Source organism: Cryobacterium glaciale (genome assembly GCF_004402535.1).
Taxonomy (GTDB): Bacteria; Actinomycetota; Actinomycetes; order Actinomycetales; family Microbacteriaceae; genus Cryobacterium; species Cryobacterium glaciale.
Genome location: NZ_SOEY01000006.1, coordinates 264453 through 283993, shown reverse-complemented (window position 1 = coordinate 283993; position 19541 = coordinate 264453). Strand labels below are relative to the sequence as shown.

20 protein-coding genes and 4 tRNA genes are annotated in these 19541 nt (G+C 65.2%); 15 read left to right on the top strand and 9 right to left on the bottom strand.

The window, feature by feature from the left end:
• Nucleotides 1-52: 52 nt before the first annotated feature.
• A complete protein-coding gene (locus E3O06_RS03090) occupies nucleotides 53-1255 on the bottom strand; it encodes an HRDC domain-containing protein (protein ID WP_174843200.1) in 1203 nt (400 codons plus the stop codon).
• Nucleotides 1248-1838: a DUF3000 domain-containing protein gene (locus tag E3O06_RS03085; protein WP_134501527.1), complete on the bottom strand. Its 591-nt coding sequence runs from the start codon at nucleotides 1836-1838 to the stop codon at nucleotides 1248-1250. Before E3O06_RS03085 ends, E3O06_RS03090 begins: the two co-directional genes overlap by 8 nt.
• Before the next feature lie 64 nt (nucleotides 1839-1902).
• Between E3O06_RS03085 and E3O06_RS03080 the strand changes: the two genes are divergently transcribed.
• Nucleotides 1903-3108 carry an alpha/beta hydrolase family protein gene (locus E3O06_RS03080; protein WP_134501526.1) on the top strand — a complete coding sequence of 402 codons (1206 nt, stop codon included), beginning with the start codon at nucleotides 1903-1905 and terminating at the stop codon, nucleotides 3106-3108.
• On the opposite strand, the gene E3O06_RS03075 is transcribed toward E3O06_RS03080, so the two are convergent.
• A complete protein-coding gene (locus tag E3O06_RS03075) occupies nucleotides 3105-3536 on the bottom strand; it encodes a SufE family protein (protein WP_134501525.1) in 432 nt (143 codons plus the stop codon). The genes E3O06_RS03080 and E3O06_RS03075 overlap by 4 nt on opposite strands.
• Complete coding sequence (locus E3O06_RS03070) at nucleotides 3533-4432, bottom strand: sulfurtransferase (protein WP_134501524.1); 900 nt, start codon at nucleotides 4430-4432, stop codon at nucleotides 3533-3535. Before E3O06_RS03070 ends, E3O06_RS03075 begins: the two co-directional genes overlap by 4 nt.
• 156 nt (nucleotides 4433-4588) lie before the next feature.
• On the opposite strand from E3O06_RS03070, the gene zapE reads away from it, so the two are divergent.
• Entirely contained in the window at nucleotides 4589-5641 is a 1053-nt protein-coding gene (gene zapE / locus E3O06_RS03065; RefSeq protein ID WP_134501523.1) for a cell division protein ZapE, read from the top strand.
• Between the two features lie 156 nt (nucleotides 5642-5797).
• Complete coding sequence (locus E3O06_RS03060) at nucleotides 5798-7021, top strand: ammonium transporter (protein ID WP_134501522.1); 1224 nt, start codon at nucleotides 5798-5800, stop codon at nucleotides 7019-7021.
• A gap of 188 nt (nucleotides 7022-7209) precedes the next feature.
• On the opposite strand, the gene E3O06_RS03055 is transcribed toward E3O06_RS03060, so the two are convergent.
• Nucleotides 7210-8391 (bottom strand): MarP family serine protease, encoded by a 1182-nt coding sequence (locus E3O06_RS03055; RefSeq protein ID WP_134501521.1) that lies wholly within the window; start codon nucleotides 8389-8391, stop codon nucleotides 7210-7212.
• A 167-nt stretch (nucleotides 8392-8558) separates the two neighbouring features.
• Here E3O06_RS03055 and E3O06_RS03050 point away from each other — a divergent pair, with 167 nt between their 5' ends.
• Nucleotides 8559-9290, top strand: a complete 732-nt coding sequence (locus E3O06_RS03050; protein ID WP_241979829.1) for a YqjF family protein — start codon at nucleotides 8559-8561, stop codon at nucleotides 9288-9290.
• A gap of 35 nt (nucleotides 9291-9325) precedes the next feature.
• Nucleotides 9326-9895, top strand: coding sequence for a hypothetical protein (locus E3O06_RS03045; RefSeq protein WP_134501519.1), 570 nt, complete (start codon nucleotides 9326-9328; stop codon nucleotides 9893-9895).
• Between the two features lie 14 nt (nucleotides 9896-9909).
• Here E3O06_RS03045 and E3O06_RS03040 read toward each other — a convergent pair whose 3' ends face one another.
• The 3 genes from E3O06_RS03040 to E3O06_RS03030 form a co-directional block, all read right to left on the bottom strand.
• Nucleotides 9910-10563 carry an SDR family oxidoreductase gene (locus tag E3O06_RS03040; RefSeq protein ID WP_134501518.1) on the bottom strand — a complete coding sequence of 218 codons (654 nt, stop codon included), beginning with the start codon at nucleotides 10561-10563 and terminating at the stop codon, nucleotides 9910-9912.
• A 50-nt stretch (nucleotides 10564-10613) separates the two neighbouring features.
• Nucleotides 10614-11321 carry a M50 family metallopeptidase gene (locus E3O06_RS03035; protein WP_134501517.1) on the bottom strand — a complete coding sequence of 236 codons (708 nt, stop codon included), beginning with the start codon at nucleotides 11319-11321 and terminating at the stop codon, nucleotides 10614-10616.
• A gap of 97 nt (nucleotides 11322-11418) precedes the next feature.
• Nucleotides 11419-11494: transfer RNA gene (locus E3O06_RS03030), tRNA-Val, on the bottom strand.
• A 236-nt stretch (nucleotides 11495-11730) separates the two neighbouring features.
• Here E3O06_RS03030 and E3O06_RS03025 point away from each other — a divergent pair.
• The 4 genes from E3O06_RS03025 to E3O06_RS03010 all read left to right on the top strand — a co-directional run bounded on the left by E3O06_RS03025 (nucleotide 11731) and on the right by E3O06_RS03010 (nucleotide 12393).
• Nucleotides 11731-11802: transfer RNA gene (locus tag E3O06_RS03025), tRNA-Gly, on the top strand.
• Nucleotides 11803-11875: 73 nt separating this feature from the next.
• A tRNA-Cys gene (locus tag E3O06_RS03020) sits at nucleotides 11876-11949 on the top strand.
• 42 nt (nucleotides 11950-11991) lie between these two features.
• Nucleotides 11992-12063 (top strand) — tRNA-Val (locus E3O06_RS03015).
• Nucleotides 12064-12198: 135 nt separating this feature from the next.
• Nucleotides 12199-12393 (top strand): DUF1918 domain-containing protein, encoded by a 195-nt coding sequence (locus tag E3O06_RS03010; RefSeq protein WP_092449125.1) that lies wholly within the window; start codon nucleotides 12199-12201, stop codon nucleotides 12391-12393.
• 106 nt (nucleotides 12394-12499) lie between these two features.
• Here E3O06_RS03010 and E3O06_RS03005 read toward each other — a convergent pair whose 3' ends face one another.
• Complete coding sequence (locus E3O06_RS03005; protein WP_134501516.1) at nucleotides 12500-13561, bottom strand: Ig-like domain-containing protein; 1062 nt, start codon at nucleotides 13559-13561, stop codon at nucleotides 12500-12502.
• A gap of 180 nt (nucleotides 13562-13741) precedes the next feature.
• On the opposite strand from E3O06_RS03005, the gene thrS reads away from it, so the two are divergent.
• The 6 genes from thrS (at nucleotide 13742) to E3O06_RS02975 (ending at nucleotide 19537) form a co-directional block, all read left to right on the top strand.
• Complete coding sequence (thrS, locus tag E3O06_RS03000) at nucleotides 13742-15772, top strand: threonine--tRNA ligase (RefSeq protein ID WP_134501515.1); 2031 nt, start codon at nucleotides 13742-13744, stop codon at nucleotides 15770-15772.
• A 25-nt stretch (nucleotides 15773-15797) separates the two neighbouring features.
• Nucleotides 15798-16379 carry an HIT family protein gene (locus tag E3O06_RS02995; RefSeq protein ID WP_134501670.1) on the top strand — a complete coding sequence of 194 codons (582 nt, stop codon included), beginning with the start codon at nucleotides 15798-15800 and terminating at the stop codon, nucleotides 16377-16379.
• Between the two features lie 103 nt (nucleotides 16380-16482).
• Nucleotides 16483-17385, top strand: coding sequence for a pyridoxal 5'-phosphate synthase lyase subunit PdxS (gene pdxS / locus E3O06_RS02990; RefSeq protein WP_092107697.1), 903 nt, complete (start codon nucleotides 16483-16485; stop codon nucleotides 17383-17385).
• Between the two features lie 10 nt (nucleotides 17386-17395).
• Nucleotides 17396-18037: a pyridoxal 5'-phosphate synthase glutaminase subunit PdxT gene (gene pdxT, locus E3O06_RS02985; protein WP_134501514.1), complete on the top strand. Its 642-nt coding sequence runs from the start codon at nucleotides 17396-17398 to the stop codon at nucleotides 18035-18037.
• A 74-nt stretch (nucleotides 18038-18111) separates the two neighbouring features.
• Nucleotides 18112-18666: a DUF1697 domain-containing protein gene (locus E3O06_RS02980; RefSeq protein WP_134501513.1), complete on the top strand. Its 555-nt coding sequence runs from the start codon at nucleotides 18112-18114 to the stop codon at nucleotides 18664-18666.
• A 106-nt stretch (nucleotides 18667-18772) separates the two neighbouring features.
• Nucleotides 18773-19537, top strand: coding sequence for a YebC/PmpR family DNA-binding transcriptional regulator (locus E3O06_RS02975; protein WP_134471238.1), 765 nt, complete (start codon nucleotides 18773-18775; stop codon nucleotides 19535-19537).
• The last annotated feature ends 4 nt before the right edge of the window (nucleotides 19538-19541 follow it).

Here is a 19541-nt window from a genome sequence, read left to right as displayed (position 1 = left end):
CTGAACCGATCCTAGGGTGGCGCAAATTACCGCCCGAATCGTTTGCCGGTTTCTACGACTCCACATCCGACACGGGATCCGCAATTTGTGGAACTTCTACAAAAGCTTCCGCAATTAATTGTGCAGTCACGTCAACTTGCCAACGTCGGGCACCAAAATTGGCCAAAGCCTCCCCAACGGATGCCGCATCCGCTGGCTCCGGCGGCGACCACGCCACCCGGCGCAGATAGTCGGGGGTGAGCAGGTTCTCCAGGGGAATCTCGAGTTCGTCGGTGACGGTCTGCAGCGCCGCGCGGGCCGCCTTGTACCGCACGTCGGCCTCCGGATTGCGGTCGGCCCAGGCTCGCGGCGGCGGCAGGGTATCGTTGCTGGCTTTGAGCGTTGGCAGGTCGGCGGTGGCGCGGCCGCGCTGGATCGCACTCCACCAACGGTCGAGCTCGTTCCGGCTCGCCCGTCCGTTGAATTCCCGCAGGTCGGACAGCGCCTGGCGGGTCGCCGGCAGCACGCGGGCGGCGGCGAGCAGGGACGCATCGGGAACGAGTCGCCCGGGGGAGACATCGACCTCGCGGGCGAATTCGTCCCGGGCCAGCCACAGTTCGCGGGCTACGGCCAGATTGCGCTGGCCGTGCAGCGAGTGGATGCCCGACAGCCGCCGCCACGGGTCCACGCGGGCGGCCTTGGCCTCCTTGGCCAGGGTCGCGGCGAACTCCTGATCGGCGATGTCGGTCTTGTTGGACTCCACGAGCAGGTCGACCATACGGTCGCGCAGGTCGGGCAGCAGCTCGACGTCGAGGGCGGCGTAGATCAGCCACGATTCGGGCAGCGGCCGGGTCGACCAGTTCGCGGCCGAATGCTCCTTGGCGAGGTGGATTCCGAGCAGCTCCTCCACCACCGTGCCGAGCCCGACCCGCGGAATGCCGAGCAGGCGGGCGGCGAGTTCCGTGTCGAAGATGCGTGCCGGGTCGAGTCCGACCTCCCGCAGGCAGGCGAGGTCCTGGCTCGCGGCGTGCAGAATCCACTCGGCGTCGGCGAGGGCATCGTTCAATTCGCTGAAGTCGCCGATCGGCGGCGGGTCGAACAGAAAGGTTCCGGCGCCGCGGCGATAGATCTGGATCAGGTACGCGCGTTGCGAGTACGTGAAGCCGGATGCCCGTTCCGCGTCGACCCCGACCGGCCCGTCACCAGCGGCCAGAGCGGCCGTTGCGGCGAGGTAGGCCTCGCGAGTGTCAATGACCTGGTGGTGCGATTCAGCCACGGGCTGCTCGGCGTGCTGACAACATGCTGACTCCTTCCCCAGCGGGAGGGAGTCCGGCGAGCATGCAGAGCAGCTCGCCCCACCCCTCGACGTGGGCGGTGAGATTGTGATCCAGGGGTGTCCACGACGCACGCAGCTCAATCTGCGCGCCATCACCCTGTTTGGCGAGTTCGCCAAAGCCTGACGAGATTATTTTAGTCGCCGTTCCGGAGGCCGCGGTGTACGTGGCCTGGCGGGAGTCCAGGGCATCGACAAGCCACGCCCAGGTGACCTCCGCCAGAAACGGGTCCAACCCGATCTCCACCTCGAGCGGAGCCTGCGCAAAACACACCACCCGGAAGGCACCGTTCCAGCCCTCGGGTTCCTCCGGGTCGTAGAGCAGAATGAACCGGCCCGTTCCCAGGTCGGAGTCACTGCCGTGCCGCACCGGCTTGATATTGGCAGCCAGGGCGATCGAGTACGGCGCGAGCTGGGCGGGCGCGGCAATCTCGGTGACGACTAATTCGGCCCGGCTCCTGGCGCGGCGGATCGCGGCCAAAGCCGCGGCGAACTCCGCGGGGAGCGATTGATCTGTTTCGGGCACGTCTGCAGACTAGAGTTTTTTCTGGGTGTTGTCCGTGAGGCACGCCGACCAGTCGGAGGTGCACATGCACGACCCACAGCCCCCAAACGGGCGTCAACCGGGTGTACTGCGAGCGGTTCTGGGCGTCACCGGCATCGTCTTCGCCGGCTCCGCCCTGGCCCTCGCCGGTGCGGTCGGCGTTCTCTCGGCGGTCATGGCGAAGACCATCGTCACCCCTCCGGCCAAACGCGAGGACGACACCCGCGTGTTCGGGGTCGACCTGTCGGGCGGCACCATCACCCTGCAACGCCACCGCGATTCCGTTCTGCCGGGCGACTACAGCTTCTTCTTCAGCGCTGGCACCGGCCATGCCCGGGTTGGTGAGATCACCGCGCGCACCGCGCACACCGTCACCCGGCGCATCCTCAATCTGGACTACGGCGACCTGGCCGCCGCCCGTCGTGGCCGGTTCAGCGGCTGGCTTTACACCGGCCCCGCTGATCTCGGGTTCGAGTGGAGCGACGTCACCGTGCCCACCCCCGTCGGTCCGGCCCCCGCCTGGCTCATTCCAGCGGATGCCGCGCCCCCGTCGACGCACTGGGTCATCCAGGTGCATGGCCGGGCGGTGCGCCGCGAGGAGGCCTTGCGGGCGGTGCCGGTTTTTCGTGCGGCCGGCTACACGTCGCTGCTCGTCTCCTATCGCAACGATGGCGACGCCCCAACCAGCCCGGATGGGCGGTACGGCCTCGGCGACACCGAATGGCCGGACGTGGCTGCCGCGATCGACTATGCCGCCGCGGCAGGCGCCAGGAGCATCGTGCTGATGGGCTGGTCGATGGGGGGTGCCGTGGTGCTGCAGACGCTGACTCGTTGCACATCCGCCGCCCTGATCACCGGTATCGTGCTGGAATCCCCGGTCATCGACTGGGCCGACGTCGTCGCAGCGCAAGCGATCGACCGCAGACTTCCGCGGCTGATCGCGCGCGGCGCCGTGCTGTTGATGGGGTCACCCTGGAGCGCGCGCGTCACCGGGCAGTCTGTACCGATCGACTTCGGCCGGCTCGACTTCGTCGCGCGCGCCCGTGACCTGCAGCGCCCTATTCTGCTACTGCACAGCGACGATGACGGTTTCGTCCCGGCCGCCGGTTCACGCCGACTCGCCGGCCGACGCCCCGACATTGTGACCTTCGTGGCTTTCACCGAAGCCCGGCACACCAAACTCTGGAACTTCGACCCCGCTCGGTGGAACACCGAGATCACGACCTGGCTGGCCCGAATACCCGAAGTCTAGGAGAGCCGCTCGCGCAGCTGACGCTTAGCCCGGCCGAGCATGGCACTCATTCCGCGCAGGCGCAGGGGAGAGACAGCTTCACTCAGTCCGATCGACTGCGGATAGTCATCGGGAACAGCCAGCACCTGCTCCGCGCTCAGCCCGTCGAGGCCGTGGGCGAGGATCGAGGCGAACCCGCGGGTGGTCGGCGACTCACGCGGGGCTGTCGCGTGCAGGTGGAACGTGCCGGCAGCATCCACGTCGACGAAGATAAACACCGGCGACTGGCATTCGACGACGCGTTCGAGCAGATCGGGGTGGTCCTGAAACTTCTGCGGAAGTTCCGGCAGATCGTTGGCGAACTCGAGCAGGAGCAGCAGACGATCCTTCTGCTCGAGGGCCAGAAAGTCCTCCTGGATTTCCGCGAGCTGGGCCGGAAGTACGCTCATCGGCGCGGCGCCGTGCCGGGTTCGGTGCCGACGGCGATCGGCACGGCCACGGCGTTGCCCCACTCGGTCCAGGACCCGTCGTAGTTGCGAACCTTCTCGAAGCCCAGCAGGTGCGTCAGCACGAACCAGGTGTGGCTCGAACGCTCGCCGATGCGGCAGTAGGCGATCACGTCGTCACCGTCGGCCAGGCCGGCCTCCGTGCGGTAGATGGCGTCGAGTTCGGCGCGCGTTCGAAAGGTGGAATCGGTCGCAGCAGCGCGGGCCCACGGTACCGAAGCTGCGGTGGGAATGTGGCCGCCGCGCAGGGCGCCCTCTTCGGGGTAGGCGGGCATCGTTGTGCGAGCGCCGCTGTACTCCTCGTCGGATCGCACATCGATGAGCGGATTGCCGAAGTGGGCGAGAACGTCGTTCTTGAAGGCGCGGATCGGCAGGTCGTTGCGCGCGATTACCGGGTAGTCCGTGGGGGTGACGGGGGAGGCCGTCGCTGTGATCTCGCGCTCTTCGGCGAGCCACTTCGTGCGGCCGCCGTCGAGCAGACGAACATCCTCGTGGCCGAACAACGTGAACACCCAGAGCGCATAGGCGGCCCACCAGTTGCTCTTGTCGCCGTAGATCACCACAGTGCTGTCGCGGGCGATGCCCTTCGCACTCATCAGTGCGGCAAAAGCTGCGCCGTCGATGTAATCGCGGTTCACCTTGTCGTTGAGGTCGGTGTGCCAATCAATCTTGACGGAACCCTCGATGTGTCCCACTTCGTAGAGCAACACGTCTTCATCGGATTCGACCACGACCAGGCCGGCGTCACCGCGATGCTCAGCCAGCCAGTCGGTGGAGACGAGCCTGGCGGGGTGGGCGTAGGCGGCAAACTTCTCGGTCGAGTCGAACGGGGCAGACATATAACCTCCAGGTGGACCGCGATGCATACGGATTCGGGTTGACCGCGGATTAGGCTTATCGGGCCCACCGTTTAAACCTACGCGGTGCCGGCACACTGCGCATGTGCAAAACACTGCGCATTCGCAGCTAGACCCAGAGGAACGGGCATTTTCAGCATGGCACCAGAGGCCCACCAGAAAGCACATCACACGGTTCCGCAACTGACCGACCGCACCCCGACCATCACCGGCCGGGAAATCGTCGCCGAGCTGGTTCCGCCGCCCCAGTTCGAACACGCCTCGTTCGAGAACTACCGGCCCGATCATGACTACCCGTCCCAGGTCGCCGCCGTTGAGAAGCTTCAGGAATTCGTCAACCCCCGGCCGGCCGGATTCTTCTCTCGCCGGCGCCAGGCCAAGGACGACCTGCCCGGCATCTACCTCGACGGTGGCTTCGGTGTCGGCAAGACACACCTTCTCGCCGCTCTCTGGCACGCCGCGACCGGTCCGAAATATTTCGGTACTTTCATCGAATACACCGCCCTGGTGGGGGCGCTCGGTTACCAGGAGACCATCAAGGAGCTTCGCAGCGCGAAGCTCATCTGCATCGACGAATTCGAGCTCGACGATCCCGGCGACACCATGGTGATGACCCGACTGCTCGGCGAACTTGTCGCCACGGGCACCCGCGTTGCTGCCACGTCCAATACCCCACCGAACTCGCTCGGCGAGGGCCGGTTCGCGGCGCAGGACTTTCTGCGCGAGATCTCGGCCATGAGCGCCAACTTCGAGACCCTCCGCATCGACGGCCTCGACTATCGCCGCCGCAACGTCACCGGCCAGGCCGTGGCGGTGGAGCCCGAGGCGCGAGAGCATCTGGTCAACACGCTGCTCAAGCGCGGTTCGAAGGTCACCGAGGACGACTTCGGTTCCCTGATCCGTCACCTGGGTACCGTGCACCCGTCGAAATACGTCAAGGTCATTCGCGACGTCGAGGTCATCGCCCTGCGCGGCGTCTTCCTGCTGACCGACCAGTCGGACGCCCTGCGTCTGGTGGCATTCATCGACCGGGTGTACGACGCCGAGATTCCGATCGTGGCCAGTGGTCGTCCGCTCAACGAGGTCTTTGATGACGAGATGATGGCGGGCGGGTATCGCAAGAAATACCAGCGGTCCCAGTCACGCATGGTCGCCCTCACCACGGGGGAGTTGCCGCCGCACACGGATTGATCGTGAAACGTGGCGTTAACAATTCGCCCCAGCTCGTAACCGGCACGAAACACGTCGGAAGGTTTGTTGTAACAGCCACCTCAGATACTTGACTCGTATCCGAGGTGGCTCACCTCGCGCTACACCCTGCACATTCGAGACGCGTGAGGACTATCTATGGATACCGGAAGCACTGCCTGGCTGATCACGGCCACCGCACTTGTGTTGTTTATGACACCAGGTGTCGCCTTCTTCTACGGCGGACTGGTCAAGGCCAAGAGTGTCATCAGCATGATGATGATGAGCTTCGGTGCACTCGGCCTCATCAGCGTCCTGTGGATTCTGTACGGCTTCAACATGAGCGCCGTCGGCAGCCCCACTCAATTCGCCGGCAACCCGTTCTCCGACTTCGGCCTCGGCCAGCTCGCAACGGGGGACACCGGCAGTATCGATCTTCTCGGTGCGACCTACGGTGCAACCTTTGCGATCATCACGGTCGCGCTGATCAGTGGCGCCGTTGCCGACCGTGCCAAGTTCGGTTCCTGGATGATCTTCGCGGGTGTCTGGGCGACCCTCGTCTACTTCCCGGTCGCAGCCTGGGTCTGGGGTGGCGGCTGGATCCTCAACCTCGGTGAGACCATGAGCCTGCCGGGTGTCATCGACTACGCCGGTGGCACCGCGGTGCACATCAACGCCGGTGCAGCCGCACTCGCACTCGCCCTCGTTCTCGGCAAGCGCGTCGGCTTCCAGAAGGGCATCACCAAGCCGCACAACGTGCCGCTCGTACTCATCGGTGCCGCCATCCTCTGGTTCGGCTGGTTCGGCTTCAACGCCGGAGCTGAAGCTCTCAATGAGCTCGCCAACGTCGGTATCATCGTCGTCAACACCCTCGGCGCCACGGCAGCGGCCATCCTCGCCTGGATGCTCGTGGAGAAGTTCAAGGACGGCAAGGCCACCTCGATCGGCGCCGCCTCCGGTGCTGTCGCCGGCCTGGTCGCCATCACCCCGGCCTGCGCCAACCTCGAGCCCGGCTGGGCACTGCTGCTCGGTGCCGTCGCCGGTGCCGTCTGCGCCCTCGCCGTCGAACTCAAGTTCAAGCTCGGCTTCGACGACTCGCTCGACGTCGTCGGTATCCACCTCGTCGGTGGCATCATCGGCACCCTGTACCTGGGCTTCTTCGCCATCGACACCGGTCTGTTCACCGGTGGCGGCGACCTCGGCCAGCTCATCGTGCAGGCCATCGCAGCCTTCTCGGTCCTCGGATACTCCTTCGTCGTTGCGTACCTCCTCGGCCTCGCCATCGAGAAGACCATCGGCTTCCGCATCAAGAACGAAGACGAACTGGCCGGAATCGACACGAGCGTGCACGGCGAAGAGGGCTACGCTCTCGAGCGTGTCTAGGCTCTGACGCTCGCCATCCCGGCGGGTTTGAGGGCGGTACGGAATGCGGGTTCACCCGCTGCCCGAACCGCCCTCTTTCTGTGTGCCTGCCGGCCTTGCCGGCCGGTTCCTGGGCGTGCCGGGGCGAGCGGATCCCGGCGGCTCAGCCGCAAACGCAGGCGACGGCCTCAGACGCAGACGCGTGCTGGTCAGCCGCGAACGCAGGTACCGGAAGAGACCGGGGCCGACAGGCCGGGCGCCTGGCTGATGACCGGCTGAACCTCGTCGAGAGCGAGGGCATAGCCGACGTTTTCGGTATTGCTCGCCTTGGCGAAGATAACGCCGACCACGAGGCCGGATTCGCTCAGCAACGGTCCGCCGGACTCGCCCTGCTGCACGTCGGAAGCCAGGGTGTAGACCTCACGGGGCGTCGGGTCCTGGCCGTAGATATCGGCGACGCTGATGGTGCCGAGGGCGATGACCTGGGCCGGGTCGGAGACGTACGGTCCGCCGAAGGGATATCCGTCGGCGACCGCGCCGCTGCCCGCGGCCAGGTCCTCACCGACGGTCAGCGGTGCGGTGTCGAGGCCGGGCACCGAGATAATGGCGAGGTCGTCGACCGGGTCGAAGTACACGATCTCCCCGGCGAGGGCAACGCCGGCCGGGGTTTCCACGACGGGCTGGCCGACACCGGCGACGACGTGCGCGTTGGTGATGACGCGGCCGTCGGCGACGACGAAGCCGCTGCCGGACTGGCTCTGCCCACAGGCATACGCCGTGCCGGTGATGCGCACAACCGACTGCGCGGCCACGGCCAGCGCCGGGCTGCTCGTGTCGGCCTCGGCGGCATCCGGTGTCGGGCCGGTGAAAGCATCGACGATGCGCGGCAGACCCTGCGTCACGGCCACGGCGCGCAGCTGGGCCATGAGCGCCTTGACCGGGTCAGGGGTCAGCGAGTCGATACCGGAGACAACGGTGGATGAGGCGATGGCGGGGGAGAGGAACGGAATGCCGAGGGCTCCGATACTGAACGCCACCATCGACGCCACGAGGGCCGAAGCCACGGCCGCAAAAGCGGCTCCGAGCACTCGGTTGATGGCTCCCAGGGGGGAACGCTGCTTCCGGCGTCCGGCCATTCCCCCGGCCGAAGCGCCGAGTGAGTGGCCGATGAGCACCAGCAGAACAGCGACGGCGATGGTGCCAGGGGTGCGCCATTCCGGAGCGGGAATCCAGCCGCCCACGAGAGGAACCACAAAGAAGGCGGTGATTCCGCCGACCACGGCGCCGATAATGCCGGTGAGGCTTTGCAGCAGCCCGCTGCGGTAACCGTTGACGAGAGCCACAACCAGCATCAAGATCAGTAAGAGGTCAAGAACGGTTGAGCCCGGCATCCGTTTTCCTCTATTCGGTCGCGACGATTTCGTCTCCTTCATGCTTACACAGGCCGCCTCCGCGATTGCTGGGCGCACCGGCCTCCCGGCCTGCATTCCCGGGCGATCAACAGGCGCGGACGCTGCCTCAGCGACTACCGTGAAAGTTCTTCCATGAAGGGATGTGCGTGACGAACGCCGAGGCCTATCCCATTTCGACGATCGCCCCGCCCCTGGCCGGCCGGGCCGTGGCCAGCCAGCGCTGGTCGCACCTGGTCTTTCTCCATTGGCGAGTGGATGCTGCGCTGGTCGCGCCGCTCCTGCCGGAGGGGCTCGTCCCCGACGAATACGACGGGTCGAGCTGGGTCGGCCTGATCCCGTTCGTGCTGGATCGCGCGACGATTCTCGGCAGCCCGCCCATTCCCTACTTTGGAAACTTTGTCGAGGTGAATGTGCGCCTCTACGCCGTTGATGCCCAGGGTCGTCGCGGTGTCGTGTTCGTGTCGCTCGAGGCCAGCCGAATCGCCGCAGTGCTGGCCGCCCGCACGCTGTTCTCACTGCCCTATGTGTGGTCACGCACCCGACTCCGGGTCGATTCGGGCCGATACCGCTATACCTCGATCCGCCACCGCAATCATGGCCTGCACACCGACATCGTCGCTCGCCCCGGGTCCATCGCTGCGCTGGATGACCCGTTGGCCGATTTTCTCACCGCCCGCTGGGCACTGTTCACGAGCATCCGCGGGCGTACCGTGCATCTGCGCAACCACCACGAGCCGTGGCCGATTTACCGCGCCGATCTCCTGCGCCTCGACGACACGTTGCTGGCTGCCGCGGGTTTCGCCGGCCTCGCCGATCGCTGTCCCGATTCCGTGCTGTACTCGCCCGGTGTCACGACCTGGTTCGGCCGCGGCGACTAGATTAATATACTCATCCACCGACTCAGGAGCAGAGCATGGGATTTCTCGACTTTATTTTCGGCCGCAAGGAACAGTCACCGTCCGGGCATCCGTCGCAGCGAACCGGCGGCGCCCCCGCCCGGAGCGAGGATGAGATCGCGGTCGAGCGCTACCAGTACCTGTTGCGAACGGCTCCGCCCGAAACCATCGAGAAGGTGCATACCGAAGCGTTCTCGAAGCTGACCGATGAGCAGCGCGATATTCTCTTTCGCCAGCTTACCGAAAACGTTCCGCCGGGCGAACGCCCAGCGGATGCCGCGCCGGCCACGCTCGCCCAGGCCGCGACCCGGGCGGAACTGCGAGAGCCGGGAACCCTCACCCGGTCGTTCGGCAACCAGAACGGCATGGGGTTCGGCGGCATGATGGGCAGCTCATTGCTCGGCACCGTCGCCGGCTTCGTCATCGGTTCCGCGCTGGTCAGCGCCTTCATGCCGATGGACGGCGCAGGCACCGAAGCCAACACCGAAGCGAACACCGAAACGAACGCTGACGCGGGAAGCGACGCTGGCGGAGACTCCGGTGGCGATTTCGGTGGTGATTTCGGCGGCGGTGACTTCGGCTTCTAGCCCTGCCGAACGGGTCAGCGGATGGCGGCGATGGCCTCGTCGATGGGCACGTCACCGTCGGTGAACTCGATGAACCGGCCCACGGTGTTGTCATTCGCGAGCACGGCGGCGGCGACAAGGGCCACGTTCTCGCGCGAGGTGTCGCGGCGCGGCACGTCGGCGCCCGCGTTGATGGCGCCCGTCGCCGGGTTCAGGGTCAAGGCACTCGGTCCGAGAATGGTCCAGTTCAGGGAGGTTGCGCGCAGATAGTCGTCGGCGGCGGCCTTCGCCTCGTAATAGGCGAACATGCCGTCGTCGGCGGCGGCGCCGTGATCGGTGCGTGAGCCCTGGTATGACACCATCACGTAACGGTAGATCCCGGCCTGTGCGGCGGCATTCATCGAGCGGATGGCCGCGTCCCGGTCAACCGCGTAGGTACGCTCAGCGCTTCCTCCGCCGGCGCCGGCCGACCAGACCACGGCATCCTGCCCGGCCAGCGCGGTCGCGAGCTCGTCTGTGGACAGGTTCTCGACATCCGCAAGCACCGGCGTTGCGCCGGTCGCCGCGATGTCGTCGGAGTGTGCCGGGTTGCGAATGAGCGAACTCACTTCGTGACCGTGAGCCGTGAGCAAACGGGCCAGGTGGAGGGCAACTTTTCCGTGCCCGCCGATGATCGCAATTTTTGTCATGTGTCCAACCCTGCCACGCTTGGCTGCGCGTGGAACTCAGGCTTCTCCGGTTACACGAAGCCGAGCAGCCTTGCGCTCAGCGCCACGCAGATCAGTTGCACAGCGAGAAAGACCCCGACCCAGAAAATTCCGGGAATGTGCGTCAGTCGGGCCAGCTGGTCCGCGTCCGACGAAGAGCCGGCCCGTCGGGAGCGGGATTGCTGCAGCTCAAGGGACGTGCGGAGAGCCCCGAACAGCAGGAACGCCGTGACCAGGAGGGCAAACACCCCCTGCACTTGCGCTGACCCGAACCAGGAGACACCGAACACCACGGCGGCGGTCACGGCGACCGACCAGAGTCCGAACCAGTTGCGAATCTGCACGAGCAGCAGGGCCAGCGCTGCGAGGAGGGCCCAGAGCAGGCCAATGTCGTAGCCCCGGCTGAGCAGCCAGGCCGCGCCGAGGCCGAGCAGCCCGGCAGCCGGATAGCCGGCCAGCAAGGTGAAAACCATGCCGGCGCCGCTCGGGCGTCCGCGGCTCACGGTCAGGCCGGAGGTGTCCGAATGCAAGCGGATGCCGCCCAGCCGCCGCCCGCAGAGCACCGCGACGACTCCGTGGCCGCCTTCGTGCACGATCGTGATGGCGTGGCGGGCCAGGCGCCACACCGGCGGAACGAGAACGATCAGGGCCGCTCCAGCCACGGTCAGCCAGGCCGTGAGGGGCGCCAGCGCGGCATGCGGTGTCGTCATGCGTTGCCAGATATCGAGAAGCACGTCCATGTACCTCAGACTAGGTTGCCCTGAGGTGACTCTTCTCCCACGGAATAGTCGTTCGGGTACAAAAAACCCCGATTTCTCGGGGCTTTTCGTATGTTCCTGGTGGGCGATGCGGGACTTGAACCCACGACCTCTTCCGTGTGAAGGAAGCGCGCTACCAGCTGCGCCAATCGCCCAAACTCTATTCGCACGCAACAACCGAGGTTGCCTTGCGACTTTTGATACTAGCCCAGACTGGCGCGTCGCCGCACATCGACACCGCACACGGGTGTGGCGCGTGCTGTCCAACGACCCGAATGCGGGCGGCCGGGTATCCCCGCACCGAACGGCGCAACACGCCGTAAACGGCTCGGTTTGGTTTCCGTCTTGCTATTCGGCTAGAGTCTCCAAGTACGCAGAAATGCGAACAGTTGCGGATGTGGCGCAGTGGTAGCGCATCACCTTGCCAAGGTGAGGGTCGCGAGTTCGAATCTCGTCATCCGCTCGAATGAACTGGAATCGGCCTAGGGGCCGGTTCCAATTCGTTTGGTATGAACCCATATGGTGTGAACCCACATGGTGGATTGGCCGAGAGGCGAGGCAGCGGCCTGCAAAGCCGTTAACACGGGTTCGAATCCCGTATCCACCTCCATTCTTTGTGCACATTCTTAGAATATGTAGTTCCCAGAATCTTGGGCGATTGGCGCAGCGGTAGCGCGCTTCCCTGACACGGAAGAGGTCACTGGTTCGATCCCAGTATCGCCCACAACGAAAACCCCGGTCAGCCGGGGTTTTTTTGTACCCAAAACCGAACGTGCAATATCTGGGCAATACGCGGGCTGGTGTGCCCTTGTGCAGCATCCACTGCCCGCGTAGTTTGGCGCGCAAGGAGGAGAGTGCAATGCGCGCCACAGAGGGAGATCGAATTGTCATTCGCGGCAAAACGGTGGAACGACCGGACCGTCGCGGCGAGATACTCGAGGTTCGCGGGATCGACGGCGGGCCGCCGTACCTCGTGTTGTTCGACGACCGGCACGAGAGCATCGTGTACCCCGGCGCCGACTTCGTGATCGAACGTTCGTCGGAATCGGTTTAGGTCAGTGCCTGATTCGCGCGTCGGCCAACCCGCGAAAGCGGATGCCGCGCCCAGGTCGCCGGGAGGGGTGAGGGTTCAGGCACGCTGAACTCTCACCCCTCTTCCGTTACCGAATAACCCGCACCAATCGCGGCAGGGTAAACGCCGGAGCGTACTTCGTCGTACCCAGATAGCGGGCCACGACCGCATGCTGTCCTACCTTCAATGACGTGTACTTGAACGTCGCTGAACCCTTCACAAGCGCGACCGGCTGGCCGACCTTCGTCGTCAGGTCATAGAACTGTACGAACCCGGTCACCGTTCCGGCCGAGGACGTGAATTTCGCCGTCGCCGAGACGGGCGTACCCACGTGCACGTCACCCCGGGGCGCGACGGTCAGCGTTCCACTGACCTTCGCCGGCTTCGCCACGACGGTAATAACGACCGCTGGCGAGGTCGATGGGTTGTAGAAGACCGCGAAACTCTCCGCCGTAATGCGGTGCACCCCCACTGACAGGTTCGTCGTGGTGAAGGTGGAGTGCCATTCGCCGAACACCTGGTCGCCGACCAGCGGTCTGCCATTGTCGAAGAAGGTAATCTCCTCGCCGGAACGATCACCGTCCAGGGCGCGGCCCTGACTGTCCGTGACGTCCGCGATGAAGGTGATGCGCTGGCCGGCCGTGATGGTGCCGGACGGCGTCGCGGTCAGGGTCGTTTTGGTGTCGGGTCCGGTCGGCACGAAGTAGTTGAAGGTTTTTGATGCCGGGGCGAAGTTTTTATCCCCGAGGTAGTCCACTCGGAACTGGCGCGTACCGGCCTTGCTGGGGTAGGCCTCGGAGAAGAAGATGCCGGCCAAGTCGCTCGGCAGGAGCGCGGGTGTCTCGGTGCGGTTGCCGGGCTCAAGCGACACGACGCGCACACTTCCCGTCGGAACGGCGGTGGCCGGGGCGACGGCCGAGATCTCGCCGTAAACGGATGCCGCCTGGCCGGCAAAGTAGAAGTCAAAGGTGCCGGCCTCAATGCTGACCGTGCTCCGCCCCGTGGACAGGGCCGGGGCATCCGTTGCTGCCGATGCGGCAGGTGCGACGATGAGGGCGCCGAGCACGGACGCAATCACCAGCGCGGGCAGGCGCCAGGAGCGCTTCGCGCCACGGCGGATGGAGGGGGACGTGTGCGGTACAGGTGTCATGGCTCGCTTCTTTGCGGTCGGTGGTGCTCGGGCCCCCAAATTACGAACAAAGTACTCCTGAAAGTGCTTGGTCAGGAGGGTGCACAAGCGTAGTTGCGCGCTCGTGGTTGCTCAACCGACGATCGGCACTGCGCACGCCGCTAAAGTTGACGGGTAGGCAAACAACAGGGAGTTATACACGTGGCTGACGGCTTTGCGCTTTTCACCGATCGATCCATCGTCGCAATGCGCGTCAACGGTGAGCTGAAGGACCTGGCCGCCACCGTGTTGCCAACGGATGCCGTCGAACCGGTGAGCATCGATTCTGCCGACGGACTGAACATTCTGCGCCACTCGGCCACGCACGTGCTGGCCCAGGCAGTGCAGACCGTGAACCCGGCCGCCCGCCTCGGCATCGGCCCCTTCGTCACCGACGGCTTCTACTACGACTTCGACGTGGCCGACCCGTTCACTCCTGACGACATCAAAACGCTCGAAAAGGCGATGGACCGGATCATCCGCCAGGGCCAGCGTTTCGTGCGCCGCGTCGTCACCCACGACGAGGCCCGCGCCGAACTCGCCGCTGAGCCGTACAAGCTCGAACTCATCGGCATCAAGGGCGGACCCGGCGAGGGCGGCGACGCTGCCGGCAACAACAGCCCGACCGCCGACGAAGAGTCGGTCGAGGTCGGCGGCGCCGAACTCACCATCTACGACAACGTCGACCCGAAGACGGGGGAGACCGTCTGGAAAGACCTCTGCCGCGGCCCGCACCTGCCCAACACCCGCATGATCGGCAACGGCTACTCGCTCACCCGCCTGGCCGCCGCCTACTGGCGTGGTTCGGAAAAGAACCCGCAGTTGCAGCGCATCTACGGCACCGCCTGGCCGACCAAGGACGAACTGCGCGCGTACCAGACCCGCCAGGAAGAAGCCGCCAAGCGCGACCACCGCAAGTTAGGCGCCGAGCTGGACCTGTTCAGCTTTCCGGAGGAAATCGGTTCCGGTCTGGCCGTGTTCCACCCGAAGGGTGGCATCATCCGGCAGGAGATGGAGAACTACTCCCGCAAACGCCACACCGAAGCCGGCTACGACTTCGTGTACTCCCCGCACATCACCAAGTCGACCCTGTTTGAAGCTTCCGGCCACCTCGACTGGTACCGCGAGGGCATGTTCCCCCCGATGCACCTCGACGAGGAACGCGACGAGACCGGCCATGTCACCCGCCAGGGCGTCGACTACTATCTCAAGCCCATGAACTGCCCGTTCCACAACCTCATCTTCAAGTCCAGCGGCCGCAGCTACCGCGAACTGCCGATGCGGCTGTTCGAATTCGGGTCGGTCTACCGCTACGAGAAATCCGGTGTGCTCAACGGCCTCACCCGCGTACGCGGCATGACCCAGGACGACGCCCACATCTACACGACCAAGGAAGGCATGAAGGAGGAGCTCACGAGCACCCTCAACTTCGTGCTGCAGCTGCTCGCCGACTACGGCCTCGAGGACTACTACCTCGAACTGTCCACCAAAGACCCGAAGAAGTTCGTCGGCAGCGACGAGGCCTGGGACGAAGCCACCGAGACGCTGCGGGAAGTCGCCGAGGCATCCGGTCTCGATCTGGTCGCCGACCCGGGCGGAGCGGCGTTCTATGGCCCCAAGATCTCGGTGCAGGCTCGCGACGCCATCGGTCGTACCTGGCAGATGTCGACCATCCAGCTCGACTTCAACCTGCCCGAACGGTTCGACCTCGAGTACACCGCGAACGACGGCAGCCGCCAGCGCCCAGTTATGATCCACCGCGCCCTGTTCGGCTCGATCGAGCGGTTCTTCGCCGTGCTCACCGAGCACTACGCCGGGGCTTTCCCGGTGTGGCTGGCGCCGGTGCAGGTCGTCGGTATCCCGGTGTCTGAGCAGTATGGCCCCTACCTCGACGACGTGATCGCGACCCTGAAGAAGGCCGGCGTACGCGCCGAGGTCGACCACAGCGACGATCGCATGCAGAAGAAAATCCGCACCCACACCAAGGCCAAGGTGCCGTACCAGCTCATCGTGGGCGAAGACGACCAGGCCAACGGTGCGGTGAGCTTCCGCTACCGCGACGGCACGCAGCAGAACGGGGTGGCGGTTGCCGTGGCCGTGCGTCTCATCGTGGAATCGATCGAGAACCGCGCCCAGGTCGTGACCACGCCGGTCGCCCCGGTTATACCCGCCGCGGCCGCCGTGCAGGCTTAGGGTGGGCGAAATTCCCGCTGATCGGCTGCGCGGTTCCGATTCGGCAGACGCCGGCACCGGTGAGTCGTCTGCCGAATTCGCGGCTGTTCCTGATGCGTTCCAGCGGCTCTGGACGCCGCATCGGATGGTCTACATCCAGGACGGCCAGCAGCCGCACCCCGACGACTGCCCGTTCTGTATCGCGCCGGGGCTGGACGATGAAAAGGCGCTGATTGTGGCGCGCGGCACCCACGCCTACGTGCTGCTCAACCTGTTCCCCTACAACAGCGGTCACCTGCTGGTCTGCCCGTACCGGCACGTCGCCACCTACGACCAGGCCACACCGGAGGAGGTCGCCGAGATCGGCGAGCTCACCCAGATTGCCATGCGGGTGCTCAGTCAGGTGTCGAATTGTGACGGCTTCAATCTCGGCATGAACCAGGGGCGCATCGCCGGGGCCGGCATCGCCGAGCACCTGCACCAGCACATCGTGCCCCGCTGGGCTTTGGACTCCAACTTCTTTCCCATCATCGCCGGTACCAAGGCCATTCCCCGCCTGCTCGGCGACGTGCGTCGTGACATTGCGAACGGATGGCCAGGCGTCGCGACCCCGACCGCCGCCCTTTAGCTTTCTCACAGCCGGGTGTGTGCTGGTGCGCCCCGGCTGTATTACGCAGACCACCACCAGCCTCCGACCAGACCACCACCGTGCAAGGAATAGGATCGTAGTTATGACTGAATCAAACTCCGCCGAGCAGTTCGGCTCGAGCCGTGTCAAGCGCGGACTCGCCGAAATGCTCAAGGGCGGCGTCATCATGGACGTCGTCACCGCTGCCCAGGCTCGAATTGCTGAAGACGCCGGCGCTGTCGCCGTCATGGCTCTCGAACGCGTTCCCGCCGACATCCGCTCGCAGGGTGGCGTGGCCCGCATGAGCGACCCCGACCTGATCGACAGCATCATCGCCGAGGTCAACATTCCCGTCATGGCGAAGGCCCGCATCGGCCACTTCGTCGAAGCTCAGATTCTCGAGGTGCTCGGCGTCGACTACATCGACGAGTCCGAAGTGCTCAGCCCGGCCGACTACAAGAACCACATCGACAAGTGGAACTTCACCATTCCGTTCGTCTGTGGCGCCACCAACCTCGGTGAGGCGCTCCGCCGCATCAACGAGGGCGCAGCCATGATCCGTTCCAAGGGTGAGGCCGGCACCGGCGACGTCTCCGAAGCCACCAAGCACATCCGCACCATCAACGGCGAGATCAAGCGGCTCACTTCGATGAGCCGGGATGAGCTGTACGTCGCTGCCAAGGAGCTGCAGGCCCCGTACGAGCTCGTCGCCGAGATCGCCTCGACCGGCAAGCTGCCGGTCGTTCTGTTCACCGCCGGTGGTGTGGCCACCCCGGCCGACGCCGCCATGATGATGCAGCTCGGTGCTGACGGCGTGTTCGTCGGCTCCGGAATCTTCAAGTCGGGCAACCCCGAGCAGCGCGCAGCGGCCATCGTCAAGGCCGTCACGTTTTACGACGACGCCAAGGTCATCGCTGAGGTCTCGCGCGGCCTCGGCGAGGCCATGGTCGGCATCAATGTGTCCGACATTCCCGCGCCGCACCTCCTCTCCACCCGCGGCTGGTAACTGGGCGTTCATGACGATCCTCTCCGTGGGCACCCGACCGGCAGAAACCCCTGTCCCGGCAGGACTGCGGGTCGGGGTACTCGCGCTGCAGGGCGATTTTCGGGAGCACGCGCAGGTACTGCGTGAGCTCGGAGCGATCGTCGACCTGGTGCGCCGTCCGGAAGAACTCGACCGAATCGATGGTCTGGTCATTCCGGGCGGCGAATCGAGCGTCATGGACAAACTCGCCCGCACGTTCGGCCTGGCAGAGCCGCTCCAGGCCGCCATCCGGGGCGGACTGCCGGTCTACGGCACCTGCGCCGGCCTGATCATGCTCGCCGACACCATTCTCGACGGCATGAACGGGCAACAGAGCTTCGGCGGACTCGACATCGCCGTGCGCCGCAACGCGTTCGGCTCCCAGACGGCTTCCTTCGAGACCGACCTCGACATTCCGGCGCTCGGCGAACAGCCGGTACACGCCGTGTTCATCCGGGCTCCGGTCGTCGAGACCGTCGGCCCGCGAGCGACGGCGCTGGCCACCCTCGCCGACGGGCGGTGCGTCGCCGTGCAGCAGGGCAACCTGCTCGGCACATCCTTTCACCCGGAAATCACCGGCGAATATCGTTTTCACCAGTATTTCCTGCAGAAACTGGTCGCCGCTGCCCGGTGAGGCGCCGCTCAATTGTGTCGGGCGCGAGAGTGTGGCTAGGGTTCAGACATGACTCAGATATCCGGTGGTCAACGATGACCCGTTATGTAGCACTGCTCCGTGGCATCAACGTCAACGGCATCACCATTGCCATGGCCGATCTCGCCGAGACCTTTCACGACCTCGGTTACACGGACGTGAAGACGGTGCTGGCGAGCGGCAACGTGATCTTCAGCATTGACAGCCCGCTCGTCGACAAGGCGGATGCCGCCGCCCTCAAGGCCCGCATCGAAGCGGCCCTGACCGCCCGGTTCGAGTACGAGGCCTGGATCGTGCTCGTCGACGCCGAATCGCTCGACCGCATCGTACGCGCCTACCCCTTTGACGCCGACCGTGACGGGTGGCACCCCTACGTCATGTTCTCCTCCGACCCTGGCCACCTGAGCGAGCTGGCCGGTCATGCGAGGGAGCTCGACGCCACCGACGAACGCATCGAACTCGGCCACGGCGTGCTGTACTGGGAAGTTCGCAAGGCCGTCGGCATCAAGAGTGCCTTCAGCAAGAAGAGCGCCAAGCTCAAGTACCGCGACACCACCACCACCCGCAACCTGCACACGCTGCACAAGCTGCTGGAAGTCACTCCGGGATAGACTGGCTCGGCACCACGCGTGCACTGACTTCGCAGCGATCACACAACGCTCATTCGAGCACCACTTGACCGAGCACAGCTTGATCGAGCACAACAACGGGAGATGTATGTCCGGGCATTCCAAATGGGCCACCACCAAGCACCAGAAGGCGGTCACCGACTCCAGGCGGGCCAAGGCGTTCGCCAAGCTCATCAAGAACATCGAGGTCGCGGCCCGACTGGGCGGCGCTGACCTCTCGGGCAACCCCACCCTGGTCGACGCCATCCAGAAGGCCAAGAAGACCTCGGTGCCCAACGACAACATCGACCGCGCCGTCAAGCGCGGTGCCGGGCTGTCCGGTGAGCAGGTCGACTACACGACCATCATGTACGAGGGCTATGCCACGCACGGCGTCGCGATCATGATCGAGTGCCTCACCGACAACAAGAACCGCGCTGCGGCCGAGGTACGCACCGCGATGGCCCGTAACGGCGGAGCCATGGCCGACCCGGGCAGCGTCGCCTACAACTTTCACCGGAAAGGCGTCGTCGTGGTCAAGCACCTGCCGACGATCACCGAAGACGACATCATGCTCGCCGTTCTCGACGCCGGCGCCGAAGAGGTCATCGACGAGGGCGAAACCTTCGAGATCCACTCCTCCGTTGGCGACCTCGTCGCCACCCGCACCGCGCTGCAGGCTGCCGGCATCGACTACGAGTCGGCTGATATTGCCTTCATTCCGTCGCTCAAGATCGAGGTTGACGCCGAAACCGCGCGCAAGGTGTTCCACCTGATCGACGCGATGGAAGACCTCGACGACGTGCAGAACGTTTACTCCAACTACGACCTGTCGGCCGAAGTGCAGGCCGCCCTCGCGAGCGAGTCCGAGTAGTTCG